This window comes from Caproicibacterium sp. BJN0003, assembly GCF_026314295.1.
Classification (GTDB): Bacteria; Bacillota; Clostridia; order Oscillospirales; family Acutalibacteraceae; genus Caproicibacterium.
In genome coordinates this window covers 1,204,237-1,220,801 of the sequence record NZ_CP111108.1, presented here as the reverse complement: position 1 = coordinate 1,220,801, position 16,565 = coordinate 1,204,237, and the positions used below count along the sequence as shown (strand labels likewise).

The window sequence follows — 16,565 nt, the reverse complement described above, 5'->3', positions numbered from 1 at the left end:
AGGAGATGTAATAAATGGCTGAATTTAATAGTAAAGACACCGCCGCCTTTAAGGGCGTGTGGGTATTTTGTGAGCAGCGCGAAGGCGTAATTATGAGTACCACTTATCAGCTGCTCAGCGAAGGCCGTAAACTGGCCAATGACCTAGGCGTAGAGCTTTGCGGCCTTTTGCTTGGTCATAATATTAAAGAAGAGTACGTCAAGGGTCTTGGCGGATACGGCGCTGATCGTGTATATGTTTGTGATAGTGAGCTCTTAGAGACCTATACAACAGACGGTTATGCAAAAGTAATCTGTGATGCTGTCAAAGAGAAGAAACCTGAGGTTCTCCTGATTGGTGCTACCAACATTGGCCGTGATCTTGGACCTCGCTGTGCAGCTCGTCTGCATACCGGTTTGACCGCTGACTGCACCCATCTGGATGTAGACACCGAAAAATATAAGGCATTTTTAAAGACGACTTCTACCATTGATGTTGATCATACTCCCTTTGAGAACAATACCAATTTGAAGATGACTCGTCCGGCATTTGGCGGCCACTTGATGGCTACCATTATTTGCCCGCGTTTTCGTCCGCAGATGTCTACTGTTCGTCCGGGCGTTATGAAGACTCAGCCTTATGATGAGGCTGGTGCACAGAAGGTTGTTGTTGAGAATCTGAATGTTGCCCTTAAAAAGGACGATATCCATGTAGAGGTTCTTGATGTTGAGAAAGCAGCCAAGAAGATGGTCGATTTAATCGGCGCTGATATTGTTGTTTCCGTTGGACGTGGTATCAGCAAAGATGTTGAAAAGGGCATTAAGATTGCGCAGGATCTGGCTGATGTATTGGGCGGCGTCGTAGGCGCTTCTCGTGCAGTTGTTGATGCTGGCTGGATTTCTTCCGATCATCAGGTCGGACAGACAGGCAAGACCGTTCATCCTCGTATTTATGTTGCACTTGGTATTTCCGGTGCAATTCAGCATCAGGCTGGTATGCAGGATTCCGAATGCATTATTGCTATCAATAAGAATGCAGATGCTCCTATTTTTGACATTTCTTCTTATGGTATCGTTGGCGATTTGTTTAAAGTCGTTCCGATGCTGACTGAATCAATTAAAGCTTTGGAAGCAAGCAAATAAGACTCCTTCTTCCTAATTCTCTTAGTAAGAGAATAAAAAGCCGCCTTTTTCCCATTTGGGAGAAGGGCGGCTTTTTATTAATGTATTCTTAATTTACCGGAAAATATACAAAAGTTAGTTACTGTAAAATTAAAAAATGATTAAAAAAGGACCTCGTTTTTCATCGCCATTTGAAAAAGATGAAAAGCAAGGGCCTTTTTTATAGAAAAATGAGCTTAAATTTTGTTAGACTGGCGCCAAATATTCTGTGATTCAGCAGCTTTAATTAATTGATCACGGAATTTTGGATGTGCAACACTAATAATTGCTTCAGCGCGCTGCCAAGTGGAAAGTCCCTTTAAGTTTACTTTTCCGTATTCGGTAACAAGCCATTGAATATTACAACGGGTATCTGTTACGATAGAGCCATTTTTCAAAGTCGGTAAAATACGGGAAATAGTTTCTCCTTTTTTGTTGGTAAAAGTAGAAGAGCAACAAATAAAGCTCTTTCCGCCATGACTTAAATAGGCGCCCATAACAAAATCAAGCTGTCCGCCGGCACCACTGATTTGCTTAATCCCAGCAGATTCTGCATTCACCTGTCCATAAAGGTCAACATCAATTACATTGTTAATGGAAATAAAATTGTCAAGAGCTGCAACTGTGCGAACGTCATTGGTATAATCAACAGGTGCACTCATCAGTGCAGGGTTGTTATTCATGTATTCATACATTTCTTTGGAACCAGAACCAAAAGCATAAGTTTGACGCCCGTAATCAATATTTTTCTTCGACCCATTAATCTTTCCGGCTTTTGCAATTTTTACAAAAGCATCAACGTACATTTCTGTATGAACGCCAAGATCTTTCAGATCAGAATCAACGATCATGGAGCCAACGGCGTTGGGCATGCCGCCAATTCCGAGCTGCAGGCAGGCTCCATTTGGAATTTCTTCTACAATCAGTTTTGCAACAGCTTTGTCAATTTCAGTAGCAGGAGCTTCTGCACCAGTTGCGTCGATCGGATCGTTTGGACCTTCTACAACCATATCTACTTTGTTGATATGAATTCCTTCGTTAAAACCGCCTAGGCAGCGAGGCATATTTTGATTGACTTCAACGATAATCGTTTTTGCTTTTTCACACATTGCAGTAATATGTGAAGCACTGGGACCAAAGTTAAAATAGCCATGTTCATCCATAGGAGCAACCTGAATCATGGCAACGTCAACTGGATCCAGATTTTCGCGATAAAAGCGAGGCAGCTCTGAATAACGCATAGGGCTGTAATATGCCATTCCGAGAGAAATCATTTTACGTTCAATTCCACTCATATGCCAGCTGTTCCACGTAAAATGGGTTGGCGCATCCGGTACTTTGGCAATCTCCAAGGGGTGCATGACAACGCCGCCACGAAGTTTTACATCCGTCAGTTCATTGTAGCGTGCAGCTAAAGCCTTATCGAGAACAACAGGAGTCCCGAGACACCATCCATAATCCACCCAGTCACCGGATTTGACAACCTTGACTGCATTTTCAGCAGTTGTCAGTTTGCTTTGATATTCCTCATAAAAATCCATTCCAAAAGAACCTCCTACCACGTTTGGTTACTTTAATTATTTGTTTTATATTATATCAGGTTTGCTGCTAAAAGACAAGAAATCACTTATCCTGTCGGGCATTGTTGTATTTTTAAAAATATGGTAAAATTAAGCAAATAAAAGTAGGAGCGAAATAAATTGGATTCAAATGTTAATAAAGAAAAATTGTGTTTATTAAAAATGCTTCAAATTTTCAGAAAGAATTCAGATCAGGATCATCCGATTACCCTTTTAGAAGTCGGCAAACTTTTGGAACAAGAAGGTCTTTCCTGTAGCCGTAAGACACTCGGCAGAGACTTAAAAGCTTTAAAAGATGCTGGGTATGATTTTATAAAATCTAATGGCTCAAGCCAAAGAGGTTTTTACCTCGCAGAGTCGTCTTCATTCGAAACCGCGGAGGTACGTGTGCTGATGGATGCTGTTTTAAGCGCTCCATTTATAACAGAAGAGTGGACGAAACAGCTTATTGATCACCTCAAAAGCTTGATGAGTGTACATCAGGCGGAAGATATGTGCCGTCAAATCAGTTTTGACAGAACTTATAAATGTAAAAATGGAGAAATTTTTTATACAATTGATACGCTGGAAAAAGCAATCCGTGCCAAAAAGAAAATTCGGATGGTATATCAGCATCAGATCCTTTGGCACAACCGAGTAACGCTTGACTTTGGACGAGAATTTATTCTGAGTCCCTATGCTTTATTATGGAGTCATGACAAATATTATTTAGCTTGTAATTATAAAAAATATGATGTTGTTTCGAATTATCGCTTGGATCGCATGCACAAGGTGGAGATTCTGGAGGAGCCGGCGCGTCCATTTGAAGAAGTTTGTTCTTATCGTGGAACTTTTGATGCAGATGATTATTTGCGGCATTCTTTTTACATGTACAACGGGGAAAGGCAGACCCTTTTGATTCGCTGCAAAAATTCTGCATTAGAAATCATGTTAGATCGTTTTGGCGACTCTTTGGAATTCTTGGAGTGCGATCACAGTAGGGATGCATTTACAGCCCGTACAGATGTTAGTATTAGTGATGGACTTTATGAATGGCTTTTACAGTACAGTGGGGTAATGACAGTTTTGTCCCCAACAATCGTGCGTCATGAGATGCAAGAAAGAATTTGTGAAGTATATAAACGCTATCAATGTGCCCCAAATTTTCAAAATGACAATACTTAAAAAATGATCGGCTTTCAGCAAAAAGATTTTTACTGAAAACCGATCATCTTATTTTCCGGGAAATAATGTTAGGAAAACCACATATGCTCAACGAAAATTTCAATTCCAATTGCAATTAAAACGATTCCGCCGAAAAGTTCTGCACGGTTGCTCAAAAGAGGACCAAACTTTTTTCCAATATAAACACCAATGAGACAAAAAAAGAATGTTACGACTGCGATAATACTGACAGCTAAAAGCATTAACAGAGGTGTTGAGGCACCAACTGCATTCGGAAGAATTACGCCTGTTGCAAGAGCATCAATGCTGGTGGCAACGGCAAGTACTAAAATTTGTTTCCATGATAAATCATTTTGGTAGCAAACAGCTGTTTCTTTATGGCGGGATTCTTTTAACATTTGAATTCCAATAATACTTAAAAGGATCAAGGCAATCCAATGATCAACGCTTTCTATTAAAGAAGCGCCGGTAATTCCGACCAGCCATCCAATGATAGGCATGATCCCCTGAAATAATCCAAAACTGCAGGCTAATTTCAGAGCAAAAGAAAAGCGCAGCTTTTTTGTGACGGCACCGTTTGTGATGCTGACTGCAAAAGCATCCATTGAAAGGCCAACGGCAATTCCAAACAGAGCAAAATAGTCCACAGTTTTCCCTCCAGACAATTCAAGAACAATGTTTTTTATATTAAAACTTTTTAAATAGTTTGTCAATCATTTTAGAATATTAGAAAAGAAATTGCGATTTTTGAAAAATCATGTTAAAATAAACGCAATATGGGGGGCGTGAAAATGATAGCTTTGATCGATTATGGAGCCGGAAACCTGCAAAGTGTAATAAAAGCTTTTCACTATATTGGCTGTGAAGTCAAGGTAACAGCTGATCCGAAGGAGCTACAACGTGCAGATGCAGCGGTTTTACCCGGAGTAGGTGCTTTTGGAGATGCAATGAATAGTCTTCAAAAGTCAGGGATGGTTCCTGAAATTTATCACTTTATCGAACAGAATAAACCCTTTCTAGGAATTTGCTTGGGACTTCAAATGTTGTTTGAAAGCAGCGAAGAAAGTGATGGAGTTAAAGGACTTGGGATCCTTCCGGGAAAAATTCTTCGAATTCCAGACGGTCCAGGTCTTAAGATCCCGCACATTGGTTGGAATAGTTTGGATCTTAAGTGCCATACAGGCTTGTTTGAAAATCTTCCAGAAAATTCTTATGTTTATTTTGTACATTCTTATTACTTAAAAGCGGAAAAACGCCACCAAGTCATTGCGACCACCTCTTACGGAGTTGAGATTGATGCTGCTGTTCAGCGCGGCAATTTATTTGCGACTCAGTTTCATCCTGAAAAAAGCGGACAGGTAGGCCTGAAAATTTTGGAAAACTTTGTTTCAATGATCGGGGAGGGCAATGCTTAATGTATGCAAAACGAATTATCCCTTGTTTGGATGTGAAAAATGGACGAGTGGTCAAAGGAACCTCTTTTATTCATCTGAGGGATGCTGGAGACCCAGTGGAATGTGCAATTGAATATGATCATCAAGGAGCTGATGAGCTGGTTTTGCTGGATATTACGGCTTCTGCTCAATCAAGGGGAACGCAGCTGCAGTATGTTAGCTCTGTGGCAGATCACATTTTTATTCCATTCACGGTTGGTGGCGGTATCCGCACAGTAGAAGACTTTACAGCTCTGTTAAGAGCAGGCGCTGATAAAGTTTCGGTAAATTCTGCTGCAATTCGAAACCCAAAACTGATTGAGGAAGCTGCCAAAAAATTTGGAAGTCAGTGTGTTGTTTGTGCAATTGACGCAAAAAGGAGAGCAGAAGGCGGCTGGACTGTTTATATCAACGGCGGCCGTATTGATACAGGAATAGATGCGTTGGAGTGGGCAAAAAAGGCAGCCGAGTTGGGAGCAGGAGAACTTTTAGTGACCAGCATGGATGAAGATGGACAGAAAAAGGGATATGATCTTGCTTTAACAGCGGCAATTTCCGAATCTGTCTCCGTCCCTGTAATCGCTTCCGGTGGGGCCGGGGCATTAGAACATTTTTATGACGCTTTTACAAAAGGAAAGGCGGACGCTGTTTTGGCTGCAAGTTTATTCCACTTTGGAGAAATCAGTATTCCACAGTTAAAAGAATATCTTTCCGGACGAGGAATCTCTGTTCGGAAAGTATAATAATAGAAAAGTCAAGTTCTGTTTAAGAACTTGGCTTTTTCTAATATTAAAATGGAAATCTCCTGCATAGAAATAAAAGCGAGGAGGTGTCCTAAAAATGAAGAAAAGAAGAATTTTAGCTGCTGTTCTTTCAGTCGTTTTTGTATTACAGGCATTTTCGCTGCATGCCTATGCACTTTCAGATGAAGAACTGCCAGCCCCAAGTGCCTGCCTAATGGAAGCTGAGACCGGAAAGGTGCTGTATGAAAAAGCTTCACATGATCAGCGTCCTTGCGCATCTGTTACAAAAGTGATGACGCTCCTTTTGGTGATGGAAGCTCTTGATGACGGCAAGATCCATTTGGACGACCAGGTCACAGCCAGTGAACATGCTGCCTCTATGGGAGGGTCAGATATCTGGCTAAAAGAGGGAGAAACGATGAGCGTTGACGATATGCTCAAAGCGACAGTAATCGCAAGTGCAAATGATGCAGCAGTTGCTTTGGCAGAATTTGTCGCCGGAAGCGAAGACGCGTTTCTTGCTCAGATGAATGAAAAAGCGAAGGCGCTCGGTATGAACGATACGACCTTTAAAAACTGTAATGGCCTTGATGAAGATGGTCATGTGACCAGTGCTTATGATGTTGCAGTGATGTCGCGGGAACTGATGAAGCACCAGAAGATATTTGATTATACCGGTACATGGATGGATTCATTAAGGGATGGAAAAACGCAGCTCGTTAATACGAATAAGCTTTTGAAGAGCTATAAAGGAATCACTGGACTTAAAACCGGAACTACCAGCAAAGCTGGTAGCTGTATTTCGGCAACAGCAATGCGTGACGGTATGCACTTAATTGCAGTCGTTTTGGGTGCTTCCAATACGAAAGATCGTTTTAATAGTGCAGCAACCTTGCTAAACTATGGATTTGCAAACTGGTCTTTGAGTGCATTAGAAGTTCCGGAAGAAGCCTATCAGCCTTTAGAAATTCAGAATGGAATGGAGAATGAAGTTCCTGTTACAATTGCAAATCCGGGAAGTGCGTTAGTTTCGAAAGGAAAAGGGGAAGAGGTACAGTCAACAGTCTCTTATGACGAATTTTTAGAGGTTCCTATTCAAAAGGGACAGCAGGTAGGGGAGATTACTTATTCGATTGGGGACGAAACTGTTGGATCAGTACCGATTTTAGCAGCAAAAGATATTGAAAAAGCAGAATTAATGCCTGTTTTTCACCTGCTTCTCCAAAATTTATTTTCTTTCTCTGATAAATAACAGGAAACAAACACGAATTATGCTATCGTGCCTTGCAAATTTCATCAAGATATTGTAAAATATAAACAATCAAAAAGCGCAAGGAGGAATTAAAATTGTCTCTTCGCTATGACACATGTTACTTTGATTCTTTTTTATCTTCGCAGGAATATGAAGCGCTTGCCCCTCAAGTAAAGCTTGCACATCAGATCCTGCACAACGGAACAGGTCTCGGCAATGATTTTCTCGGCTGGGTGGATCTTCCTGTAAACTATGACAAAGAAGAATTTTCCCGCATTAAGGCAGCGGCAGAACGAATTCGTAAGAATACGGATGTCTTCCTAGTAATCGGTATAGGGGGTTCCTATCTGGGAGCTCGTGCAGCAATCGAATTTTTAAAATCGAACAATTACAATGCACTGAAAAAGAATTCACCGGATATCTATTTTATTGGGAATAGTATCAGCTCAACTGCTCTTGCGGAAGTCATGGAAATCTGTGAAGGAAAAGATGTTTCCATTAATATGATTTCTAAATCCGGAACTACAACGGAACCGGCAATTGCTTTTCGAGTCTTGCGTGCTCTTCTTGAGAAAAAATATGGTGCAGAAGGCGCAAAAGAGCGCATCTTCTGTACGACTGATAAGGCACGCGGCACTTTAAAGCAGCTGGCAACAAAAGAAGGTTATGAAACTTTTGTAGTGCCGGACGATGTCGGCGGACGCTACAGTGTTTTGACTGCAGTAGGACTTTTGCCGATTGCGGTTGCAGGATGCAATATTGATGCTTTGATGACCGGAGCTGCTAAAGCACGGGAAGCTTATGATAATCCGGAGCTTTCAGAAAATCCATGTTATCAGTATGCAGCGTCAAGGAATCTGCTTTATCGCAAGGGGAAAGAAATCGAGATCCTTGTAAGCTATGAACCATGTTTTACAATGATGAACGAATGGTGGAAGCAGCTGTTCGGAGAGAGTGAAGGAAAAGACCAAAAAGGATTGTTCCCAGCTTCTGTTGTTTTCTCAACAGATCTGCATTCGATGGGACAGTATATCCAACAGGGACGCCGCTCTATTTTTGAAACGGTTGTACTGTTTGACCATGCTAAGAAGGAAATTTATCTCGGAAATGATCCCGAAGATACAGATGGACTTAATTTCCTTGCAGGCAAGAGCATGTCTTATATCAATCAAAAAGCTTTTGAAGGAACCGTCCTTGCGCATACAGATGGAGGGGTTCCAAATGGAGTCATTCACGTCCCGGATTTTTCCGAAGATTCTCTTGGACAACTGATTTATTTCTTTGAAAAAGCGTGTGCAATTTCCGGCTATCTGATGGGAGTAAATCCTTTTAATCAGCCCGGTGTCGAAAGCTATAAGAAGAACATGTTTGCTCTTTTAGGTAAGCCTGGTTATGAGGCACAAAAGGAAGCTCTGGAAGTAAGGCTTCATCACGATAAATAAGATAAAATATAGAACGAAAAAGTAGGAGGATTCTACCATGATTACATTTATTACTGGCAAAAAAGGCTCCGGAAAAACCAAAAAACTGATCGATCGCGCAAACGAGGCTGTTAAAAATTCAAAAGGCAATGTTATTGTCATTGAAAAAGGGCTGAGGCTTACCTATGATGTCGATCACGCTGCACGTTTGATTGATATCGAAGCATATGGGATTAAAGGTGCAGATGCGCTTTTGGGCTTTATCAGTGGTATTTGTGCTGGAAATTATGATGTGACAGATGTGTTTGTTGATTCCACTCTCAAAATCATGGGACCCGATCTGGAAGCTTTGGTTCCTTTTGCAGAAAAAGTAAATGCTCTGTCTTCTTTGGCAGATGTGAAATTTACATTTTTGATTTCTGCAGATCATTCCGAAATTCCAGAAGCTGCACAGAAATTCATTCAAGAGGTCTAATTTTCTCGTTTAAGCGATGCTTCTTCTGCAAAAGCGCGCAAATCTTGTGGATTTTGTCTTGACAAACACTATCAATACTTATATAATAAACAAATGTAGCGCAATGTGCTGAGGTGTTTAAATGCTTTTGAATTTAGAAAAATTGTTTGCGGAAGAGAAAGGAAACCTTCCTTTTTCAGAAATGATTGATTTATCAAAAGTCGAGTACAATCAGTGTCATCCGTTTTCCTCTCCAGTTACGGTAAAGGGTACAGTCGTTGGAAAAAGCGGTTATTTACAACTGACCGGAAAGATTTTTTATCATCTTTCTGTTTTGTGTGACCGCTGCGAAGAACCCATCGAAAAGGACATGGAAATGCCTTTTTCTCACGTGCTCGTGAGAAGTGTATCAAATGAAGAAGACAGCGATGAGTACATTGTTACAGAGAATGATACCTTGGATTTAGCAGCGCTTGCAGAGGAAGATCTTTTGCTTTCTTTGCCGACTAAATTTCTCTGTAAGGAAGATTGCCGCGGATTATGTCAGATTTGTGGGAAAAATTTGAACCATGGGACATGCGGTTGTAAATCTCATCAAATAGACCCTCGTCTTGAGGTTCTAAAAAAATTGATAAATTGACCAGAGTAAAATAAGGAGGTGCTGAGATGGCGGTACCAAAGGCGAAATTGTCTAGTGCAAGACAAAATAAACGGCGTTCCAATGTTTGGAAGATTAGCGCTCCGGCTCTGATGAAGTGCCCAAAATGTGGAGAATATAAGCTCGCTCATCGGGTATGCAATAACTGCGGTTATTACAATGGCAGAGAAGTAATCAAAAAAGAGGCTTAAGCTTCTGTGATTTCCGGAAATGATAGAGAAGGAGGAATCCTTCTCTATTTTTTTGGCCGAGCAATTTTTGATGAGGGGGGTGAATACAGAAGTGGCAGTTTTTATTAAAGAAGTGCAGGCTGATACTCCAGCAGCGTTGGCAGGGATTACAGGACAGGATAAGTTGATTTCTATTAATGGACATCCTATCATTGATGTTTTAGATTATCGCTTTTATGAGACTAATCGGAATTTGGAGTTGGTTTTGAAGAGGGGAGATTCTGTTCGCACAGTTTCAATCCATAAGGGGCAATATGAGCCAATCGGACTCGATTTCGAAACTTATTTAATGGATCAACAACATTCTTGTGCCAATCGCTGTATTTTTTGCTTTATTGATCAGCTTCCAAAAGGAATGCGGAAAACACTGTATTTTAAAGATGATGATTCACGTCTTTCTTTTTTGTTTGGCAATTATATTACCATGACAAATTTAAGTGATCGCGAAGTGGATCGTATTATCCAAATGCATATCAGTCCGATCAATATTTCTGTCCATACTACAAATCCGGAATTGCGCTGTAAAATGATGGGAAATCGTCTTGCAGGGGAATCCTTAAAGTATTTGTATCGTTTGGCAAAAGCCAATACAAAGATTAACTGTCAGCTGGTGTTGTGTTCAGGCATTAATGATGGGAAAGAATTAGAACGAACTTTGAAAGATCTTTCTTCCTGTGTCCCCGCGGTTCAAAGCATTGCATTAGTCCCTCTTGGGGTGACGAAATATCGGGATGGGCTTTATCCACTCGTCCCTTATACACCGCAGCAGGCAAAAGAGGTGATAGGGCAGGCAGAAGCATGGGGAGAGAGATTTTTCAAAAAATATGGGAATCGTATTTGTTATGCAGCAGATGAATTTTATTTAAACGCGAATCTCCCAATCCCAAATGCCGAATTTTACGGCGATTTTGATCAGCTGGAAAATGGTGTTGGCCTTTTAGCTTCTCAGAAACAAGAATTTGAAATGGCAGCAGAAGATTTTAAAGAGCCCTCTCAAATGAGAAAAATAACACTTGCAACCGGAATAGCAGCAGCTCCATTTTTGAAGGAACTGCTTGACGGATTTCAAAGAAAATGTAATAATCTAATTTGTCAGGTAATCCCAATTCGCAACGACTTTTTTGGGACTACCATTACCGTGGCGGGGCTTATCACAGGACGGGACTTGATTGCCCAGCTTCAGGGAAAAGATTTGGGAGACGAACTTTTGCTGCCAACTGTGATGCTTCGGCATGAGCAGGATTTATTTTTGGACAATGTTTCAGTTGACGAAGTTGAAAAAACATTAAAAGTTCCGATTCGTTTAGTACCAAATGATGGATGGGAACTTTTGAATGCAGTATTAGGGAGGAAAGATGATGTCTAAACCGGTAGTAGCGATCGTAGGACGGCCAAATGTAGGCAAGTCCACTTTATTCAATAAATTGATCGGAGCTCGCCTCTCTATTGTAGAAGATACCCCGGGTGTAACAAGAGACCGTATCTATGGAGAGTGCGAATGGGATGGCCGAAAGATTTGCCTGATTGATACAGGTGGAATTGAAGTCAAAACAAGTGATCTTTTACTGTCACAAATGCGCGAACAGGCACAGCTGGCAATCGATACGGCAAATGTGATTGTCTTTGTAACCGACATCCATAGCGGCATTTTGGCAGCGGATCGAGATATTGCAGCAATGCTGATGAAAAGCGGTCGCCCGATTATTTTGTGCGTTAATAAAGTGGATTCTGTTGGGGAGCCCCCGATGGAATTTTATGAGTTCTACAACTTGGGATTAGGAGATCCGATTGCAGTTTCTTCAGTACACGGACATGGTACTGGCGACCTTCTCGACCGGGTCATAGAATTGCTCCCTGAGGAAACAGAGGAAGAAGACGCCGTCGATACGATTCATGTAGCTGTTATCGGAAAGCCAAATGCCGGAAAGTCTTCCCTTATAAACAAAATCGTTGGAGAAAATCGCTGTATCGTTTCTGATGTTGCCGGAACAACAAGAGATGCCATTGATACAGAGGTAGAGAATTCTTATGGCAATTTTGTTTTGATTGATACTGCGGGCTTGCGTCGAAAGAGCAGGGTTACAGATACGATCGAACACTATAGCGTTCTGCGGGCACAAATGGCAATCGAGAGGTCTGATGTGTGCGTTATTATGATTGATGCGACCGAGGGATTTACGGAACAGGACAGTAAAGTTGCTGGACTTGCTCATGAAAGCGGAAAAGGATGTATTATTGCAGTTAATAAATGGGATGCCGTTGAAAAAGATGGGCGGACAATGGAGTCCTTTCGCAAAAGTCTGCAGAATGATTTTTCCTTTATGGACTATGCGCCGATCATTTTTATTTCGGCAAAAACCGGACAGCGAATTGATCAGCTCTTTAGTATGATTAAACAAGTTGCAAAATCAAATTCGATGCGGATTGCAACCGGCATGCTCAATGATGTTTTGGCTCAGGCAACGGCACGTGTACAGCCGCCTACCGATAAAGGTCGGCGCTTGAAAATTTATTATATGACACAGGCAAGTACAAATCCGCCGACCTTTGTGTGCTTTGTCAATTCGGCTGAATTATTCCATTTTTCCTATCAGCGTTATCTGGAGAATCGGATTCGAGAGACTTTTGGACTGGAAGGAACTCCGATTCGCTTTATTATCCGTGAACGCGGAGATTCTTAAGGGGGAGAGAAAAAGAATGAATGGTTCAGATTTGATTGCTCCAAGTCTAATTGTAGCAGTTATTTCTTATTTGCTTGGAAGTCTTAGCTTCTCAATTATTTTTACAAAATTTTTTGAAAAAAAAGATATTCGAACAATGGGCAGCGGAAATGCAGGAGCGACAAATGTGTTGCGCTCCGTGGGGCCTAAAGCAGCTATTTGTACGTTTATTTTTGACTTTTTAAAAGGGGTAGCTTCGGTCCTAATCGGAAAGCTGATTTTTTCCATGATGCTGCCGTCCGGTGTGTTACTTCCCGAAATGGTTCAGTATGGTACCTATATCGCGGGTTTTTCCTGCGTTTTTGGGCATATGTTTCCAATCTATTTTGGTTTCCGTGGGGGAAAAGGTATTTTGACAACTGCAGCAATTATTGCCTTGATTGACTGGCGCGTATTTCTGGTTGTAATCGTAGTGTTCTTAGCTACCTTTGTAATTTCTAAGATCGTTTCTTTGTCATCAATATTAGCAGCGATCATGTATCCTGTTGGGACGTTTTTGATTAATTATTTCTTTGAGTATAAAACAGGAAATATGCCTTTTCGCTTTGTCCTTGTTACATCGGTGGCAACCCTCTGTATGGCGGCAGTGATTGTTATTCGCCATCACGGGAATATCAGTAGAATTTTGAATGGCACTGAGAAGAAGTTGTCTATAAAAAAGCATAATTCATAATAATATAAAAGAAAAAGGGGCTTCTTAAAAAGAAGCCCCTTTTTAACAAATTCAATTTTAAAAATGATGCATCAAACAGCGCGGGTAACCTTACCGGAACGCAGGCAACGGGTGCAGGCATAAATACGTTTAGGGGAACCATTTACCACTGCTTTCACACGTTTGACGTTTGGTTTCCAAGTCCGATTGGAACGTCTGTGGGAATGGGAAACCCTAATACCAAACACTAAATCCTTGCCGCAGATTTCACACTTTGCCATGAGTCTGCACCTCCTTTTATATATGGATAAATGAATTTTTACACAACAATGTTATTATACAAGACCCCAACTTAAAATGCAAGTGTTTTTTTCGATTCCTTTTGCACCGCTTTTGTAAGTCCTTGTTTTTTAGCTTCTGATGTATTATAATAACAAAATAATGAAGGAGTGTAGCCCAATATGCTTTTCAACATGATTCAAAGTATCATGAGCGGCAACGGAGTGAATATGAGCACGCTGATTTCTGGCATTTTTGCCATGTTGCTCATTATCTTTTTAATTCTTCCGCTACATGAATGTGCACATGGATGGGTCGCCTTGAAACTGGGTGACAACACAGCAAAATATCAAGGACGCCTAACATTGGATCCAATTGCAAGTATGGACCCAATGGGGACGCTTTGCCTTTTGCTTTTCGGATATGGGTGGGCAAAACCTGTTCCGGTAGATCCTCGGAATTTTAAAAATCCAAAACGTGATATGGCACTGACTGCTTTAGCGGGGCCTCTCTCTAATTTAATTGCGGCTCTTGTTGGTGCTTTGGTGCTGCGGATTTTAGTCCTGCCTTTTCACATGAATTTGGCAACGCCGGTGTGGCAGTTTTTTAGCTTTTATATTGGAATTAATATTTCTTTGGCTGTTTTTAATCTGCTCCCGATTCCACCGCTGGATGGTTCTAAAATTGTTGGAGGATTTCTTTCTTCTCAGGCTTTGTATAATTATTACAAATATCAAAATGTGATTTCTTTGATTCTGATTATGGTCCTTTTTATGGGATTTTTGGACCTTCCGCTCACTTTTCTGAATAATTTGTTTTACAATGGAATCAATGCGGTTGCAGATCTTCCATTTCGGCTGTTTGGATTTGTATAATGATTAATAAAACGAGGGAAAGATGGAAAAGCTAACCTATCAGCTAGAGGCTTTTGAAGGACCTTTGGATTTATTACTCTATCTGATTCGCAAGAACAAACTGAATATTTGTGATATTCCAATTGCTGAAGTTTTGGATCAGTATATGGCTCAAATTAATGCAGCAAAAGCTGAAAATATGGATGTGGCCAGTGAATTCTTAGAGATGGCCACACGCCTTGTCTATATTAAAACCGTTTACCTCTTGCCAAAGCACGAAGAAGCAGACCAGATGAAAGCGGAATTAAGCGGGCAACTGTTAGAATATGAAGAATGTAAGCGCGTTGCCGCTCTTTTGAAAGAAAAGTTTCAAATGGATTACTTTGTGCGGGTACCGGAAGAAATTGAGCCAGATTATACCTATCGCCGACATCATCTCCCAGAAGAACTTTACAATGCATATGTAAATACACTCGGGAAAAAGCAAATTTCTCAGAAACCTTCTCAAGAAAGCTTTTCTGGAATTGTTTCTCATAGAATCGTTTCTGTCGCTTCACAGATCGTTTTTGTCCTGCGCAGTCTTTGGAAAAAGCCTCAAATGTCTTATCGGGAACTTTTCGTTCACAAAAATGATCGTTCAGAATTGGTTGCAACTTTTTTGGCGGTATTGGAACTTGTTCGGGGAAAACGAATTCGGGTGGATGGAGATCATAATTCTGCGAAAGTAACGATCGTAAAGGAGAGAAAAAGAGTGCCATGGAAAAACAAGATCTGATTTCCGCAATAGAAGCACTTCTTTTCGCAAGCGGCGATCCTCTTTCTGTTTCCCGCATTGCTGAAGTCTTAAATCTCACACAAACGCAGGCTCAAAAAGTTGCAGAAGACACAATGACGGATTTTAATACCCGTCAGGGAGGAATCCAGATCATTCAATTAGAGGATTCTTTTCAGATGTGCAGCAGACCGGAGTTTGCTTCTCAGATCCGGTCTCTCTTGGAAATCCGGCGCAATACACCGCTTTCTCAGGCAGCAATGGAAGTCCTTGCGATTATTTCCTATAATCAACCGGTAACAAAGGCTTTTGTAGAGCAGATCCGCGGAGTGGATTGTTCAGGAGTCCTTGGAAGTTTGATGCAGAAAGGATTAATCGAAGAACGCGGAAGACTGGAGCTTCCGGGAAGACCTCTTCTTTATGGAACGACTTCTACTTTTTTACGTTGCTTTGGAATTTCCTCTTTGGAACAATTGCCTTCTGTACAGAAAGAAACGAAAGATGATGCCACAGAACCGGTGGAGAAATCTCAACTAGATGAATTAGAAATGAAAAGTGGAGAAACGATATGATAGTCCTTTGGATCATATTAGGGATTCTGTTGATTTTGCTTTTCTCTCCTCTTTATGTCACGATGATTTATCAAGAAAGTTTTTGTGCAAAAATTAGATTTTTATTTTTGACTTATACTTTTCTACCTGAAAAATCGAAAGAAAAGGCCGGTCAGAAAGAAAAAGAGCCAGCAAAACCAAAGAAGAAAAAAGAGGATACAGATTCTCAAAAAGATCAATCCAAATGGAAGAATCTTTTTAAAGAACGCGGACTTGGCGGAATGCTTGATCTTATTAAGAAGTTTATCGAACAGGTTACAGCGCCGATTAAAAAACTGCTTACACATTTTCATATTAAGAAATTAATCTGCGAAGTGAGCGTTTCAACAGAGGATGCAGCAGAGACCGCAATCCTTTATGGACAAGCCTGCGCAGTGATTTATCCTGCTGTGGCAATGCTGACAGAAGCTGCTAAGTTTTATCAGTTTACAGTGTCGGTAGCGCCTGATTTTGACAAGAAAAAATCTTCTGTTAACTTCGAATTGAAATTTCATGTATTAGTGATTTGGCTTTTGATTGCAGCAGTCCAAACTCTGTTTCATTTTATAAAATTTCGAAAAATGGAGAAAATATAAAATTATTTATTTTAGAAGAAAGCGGTGT

At 40.8% G+C, this 16,565-nt stretch carries 19 protein-coding genes; 16 read left to right on the top strand and 3 right to left on the bottom strand.

The window, feature by feature from the left end; all coding sequences use genetic code 11:
* The first annotated feature begins 14 nt into the window (after positions 1–14).
* Complete coding sequence (gene acrA, locus OP489_RS06135; RefSeq protein ID WP_266163440.1) at positions 15–1,121, top strand: acryloyl-CoA reductase electron transfer subunit beta; 1,107 nt, start codon at positions 15–17, stop codon at positions 1,119–1,121.
* Between the two features lie 215 nt (positions 1,122–1,336).
* Here acrA and OP489_RS06130 read toward each other — a convergent pair whose 3' ends face one another.
* Positions 1,337–2,680, bottom strand: coding sequence for a butyryl-CoA:acetate CoA-transferase (locus OP489_RS06130; protein WP_266163439.1), 1,344 nt, complete (start codon positions 2,678–2,680; stop codon positions 1,337–1,339).
* A gap of 159 nt (positions 2,681–2,839) precedes the next feature.
* On the opposite strand from OP489_RS06130, the gene OP489_RS06125 reads away from it, so the two are divergent.
* Positions 2,840–3,883 carry a helix-turn-helix transcriptional regulator gene (locus OP489_RS06125; protein ID WP_266163438.1) on the top strand — a complete coding sequence of 348 codons (1,044 nt, stop codon included), beginning with the start codon at positions 2,840–2,842 and terminating at the stop codon, positions 3,881–3,883.
* Positions 3,884–3,951: 68 nt separating this feature from the next.
* Here OP489_RS06125 and OP489_RS06120 read toward each other — a convergent pair whose 3' ends face one another.
* Positions 3,952–4,530 (bottom strand): manganese efflux pump MntP family protein, encoded by a 579-nt coding sequence (locus OP489_RS06120; RefSeq protein ID WP_266163436.1) that lies wholly within the window; start codon positions 4,528–4,530, stop codon positions 3,952–3,954.
* Between the two features lie 144 nt (positions 4,531–4,674).
* Between OP489_RS06120 and hisH the strand changes: the two genes are divergently transcribed.
* From hisH to plsY, 10 genes are all read left to right on the top strand, one after another.
* Positions 4,675–5,298 (top strand): imidazole glycerol phosphate synthase subunit HisH, encoded by a 624-nt coding sequence (gene hisH / locus OP489_RS06115; RefSeq protein WP_266163435.1) that lies wholly within the window; start codon positions 4,675–4,677, stop codon positions 5,296–5,298.
* Positions 5,298–6,059, top strand: coding sequence for an imidazole glycerol phosphate synthase subunit HisF (hisF, locus tag OP489_RS06110; protein ID WP_266163434.1), 762 nt, complete (start codon positions 5,298–5,300; stop codon positions 6,057–6,059). The genes hisH and hisF overlap by 1 nt, the downstream gene beginning before the upstream one ends.
* Before the next feature lie 97 nt (positions 6,060–6,156).
* Positions 6,157–7,311 (top strand): D-alanyl-D-alanine carboxypeptidase family protein, encoded by a 1,155-nt coding sequence (locus OP489_RS06105; RefSeq protein WP_266163433.1) that lies wholly within the window; start codon positions 6,157–6,159, stop codon positions 7,309–7,311.
* Positions 7,312–7,406: 95 nt separating this feature from the next.
* Positions 7,407–8,753, top strand: coding sequence for a glucose-6-phosphate isomerase (locus tag OP489_RS06100; protein ID WP_266163432.1), 1,347 nt, complete (start codon positions 7,407–7,409; stop codon positions 8,751–8,753).
* 37 nt (positions 8,754–8,790) lie between these two features.
* The gene (locus tag OP489_RS06095; protein WP_266163431.1) at positions 8,791–9,207 is read left to right on the top strand and encodes a hypothetical protein; all 417 of its coding nucleotides are present in this window, start codon (positions 8,791–8,793) and stop codon (positions 9,205–9,207) included.
* A gap of 121 nt (positions 9,208–9,328) precedes the next feature.
* Positions 9,329–9,826 (top strand): YceD family protein, encoded by a 498-nt coding sequence (locus tag OP489_RS06090; RefSeq protein WP_266163430.1) that lies wholly within the window; start codon positions 9,329–9,331, stop codon positions 9,824–9,826.
* A 26-nt stretch (positions 9,827–9,852) separates the two neighbouring features.
* Positions 9,853–10,035 carry a 50S ribosomal protein L32 gene (gene rpmF, locus OP489_RS06085; protein ID WP_180340739.1) on the top strand — a complete coding sequence of 61 codons (183 nt, stop codon included), beginning with the start codon at positions 9,853–9,855 and terminating at the stop codon, positions 10,033–10,035.
* 91 nt (positions 10,036–10,126) lie between these two features.
* Entirely contained in the window at positions 10,127–11,440 is a 1,314-nt protein-coding gene (locus OP489_RS06080) for a DUF512 domain-containing protein (RefSeq protein ID WP_266163428.1), read from the top strand.
* Positions 11,433–12,755, top strand: coding sequence for a ribosome biogenesis GTPase Der (gene der / locus OP489_RS06075; RefSeq protein WP_266163427.1), 1,323 nt, complete (start codon positions 11,433–11,435; stop codon positions 12,753–12,755). Before OP489_RS06080 ends, der begins: the two co-directional genes overlap by 8 nt.
* Positions 12,756–12,771: 16 nt before the next feature.
* Positions 12,772–13,467 carry a glycerol-3-phosphate 1-O-acyltransferase PlsY gene (gene plsY / locus OP489_RS06070; protein WP_266163426.1) on the top strand — a complete coding sequence of 232 codons (696 nt, stop codon included), beginning with the start codon at positions 12,772–12,774 and terminating at the stop codon, positions 13,465–13,467.
* A gap of 71 nt (positions 13,468–13,538) precedes the next feature.
* On the opposite strand, the gene rpmB is transcribed toward plsY, so the two are convergent.
* A complete protein-coding gene (gene rpmB, locus OP489_RS06065; protein ID WP_180340742.1) occupies positions 13,539–13,727 on the bottom strand; it encodes a 50S ribosomal protein L28 in 189 nt (62 codons plus the stop codon).
* 180 nt (positions 13,728–13,907) lie between these two features.
* On the opposite strand from rpmB, the gene OP489_RS06060 reads away from it, so the two are divergent.
* The 4 genes from OP489_RS06060 to OP489_RS06045 are packed head-to-tail and all read left to right on the top strand — an operon-like array spanning position 13,908 to position 16,537.
* Positions 13,908–14,600, top strand: coding sequence for a site-2 protease family protein (locus OP489_RS06060; RefSeq protein WP_266163425.1), 693 nt, complete (start codon positions 13,908–13,910; stop codon positions 14,598–14,600).
* Positions 14,601–14,622: 22 nt separating this feature from the next.
* Positions 14,623–15,354 (top strand): segregation and condensation protein A, encoded by a 732-nt coding sequence (locus tag OP489_RS06055; RefSeq protein ID WP_266163423.1) that lies wholly within the window; start codon positions 14,623–14,625, stop codon positions 15,352–15,354.
* The gene (gene scpB, locus OP489_RS06050; protein ID WP_266163422.1) at positions 15,336–15,923 is read left to right on the top strand and encodes an SMC-Scp complex subunit ScpB; all 588 of its coding nucleotides are present in this window, start codon (positions 15,336–15,338) and stop codon (positions 15,921–15,923) included. Before OP489_RS06055 ends, scpB begins: the two co-directional genes overlap by 19 nt.
* Positions 15,920–16,537, top strand: coding sequence for a DUF2953 domain-containing protein (locus OP489_RS06045; RefSeq protein ID WP_266163421.1), 618 nt, complete (start codon positions 15,920–15,922; stop codon positions 16,535–16,537). The genes scpB and OP489_RS06045 overlap by 4 nt, the downstream gene beginning before the upstream one ends.
* Positions 16,538–16,565 lie beyond the last annotated feature (28 nt).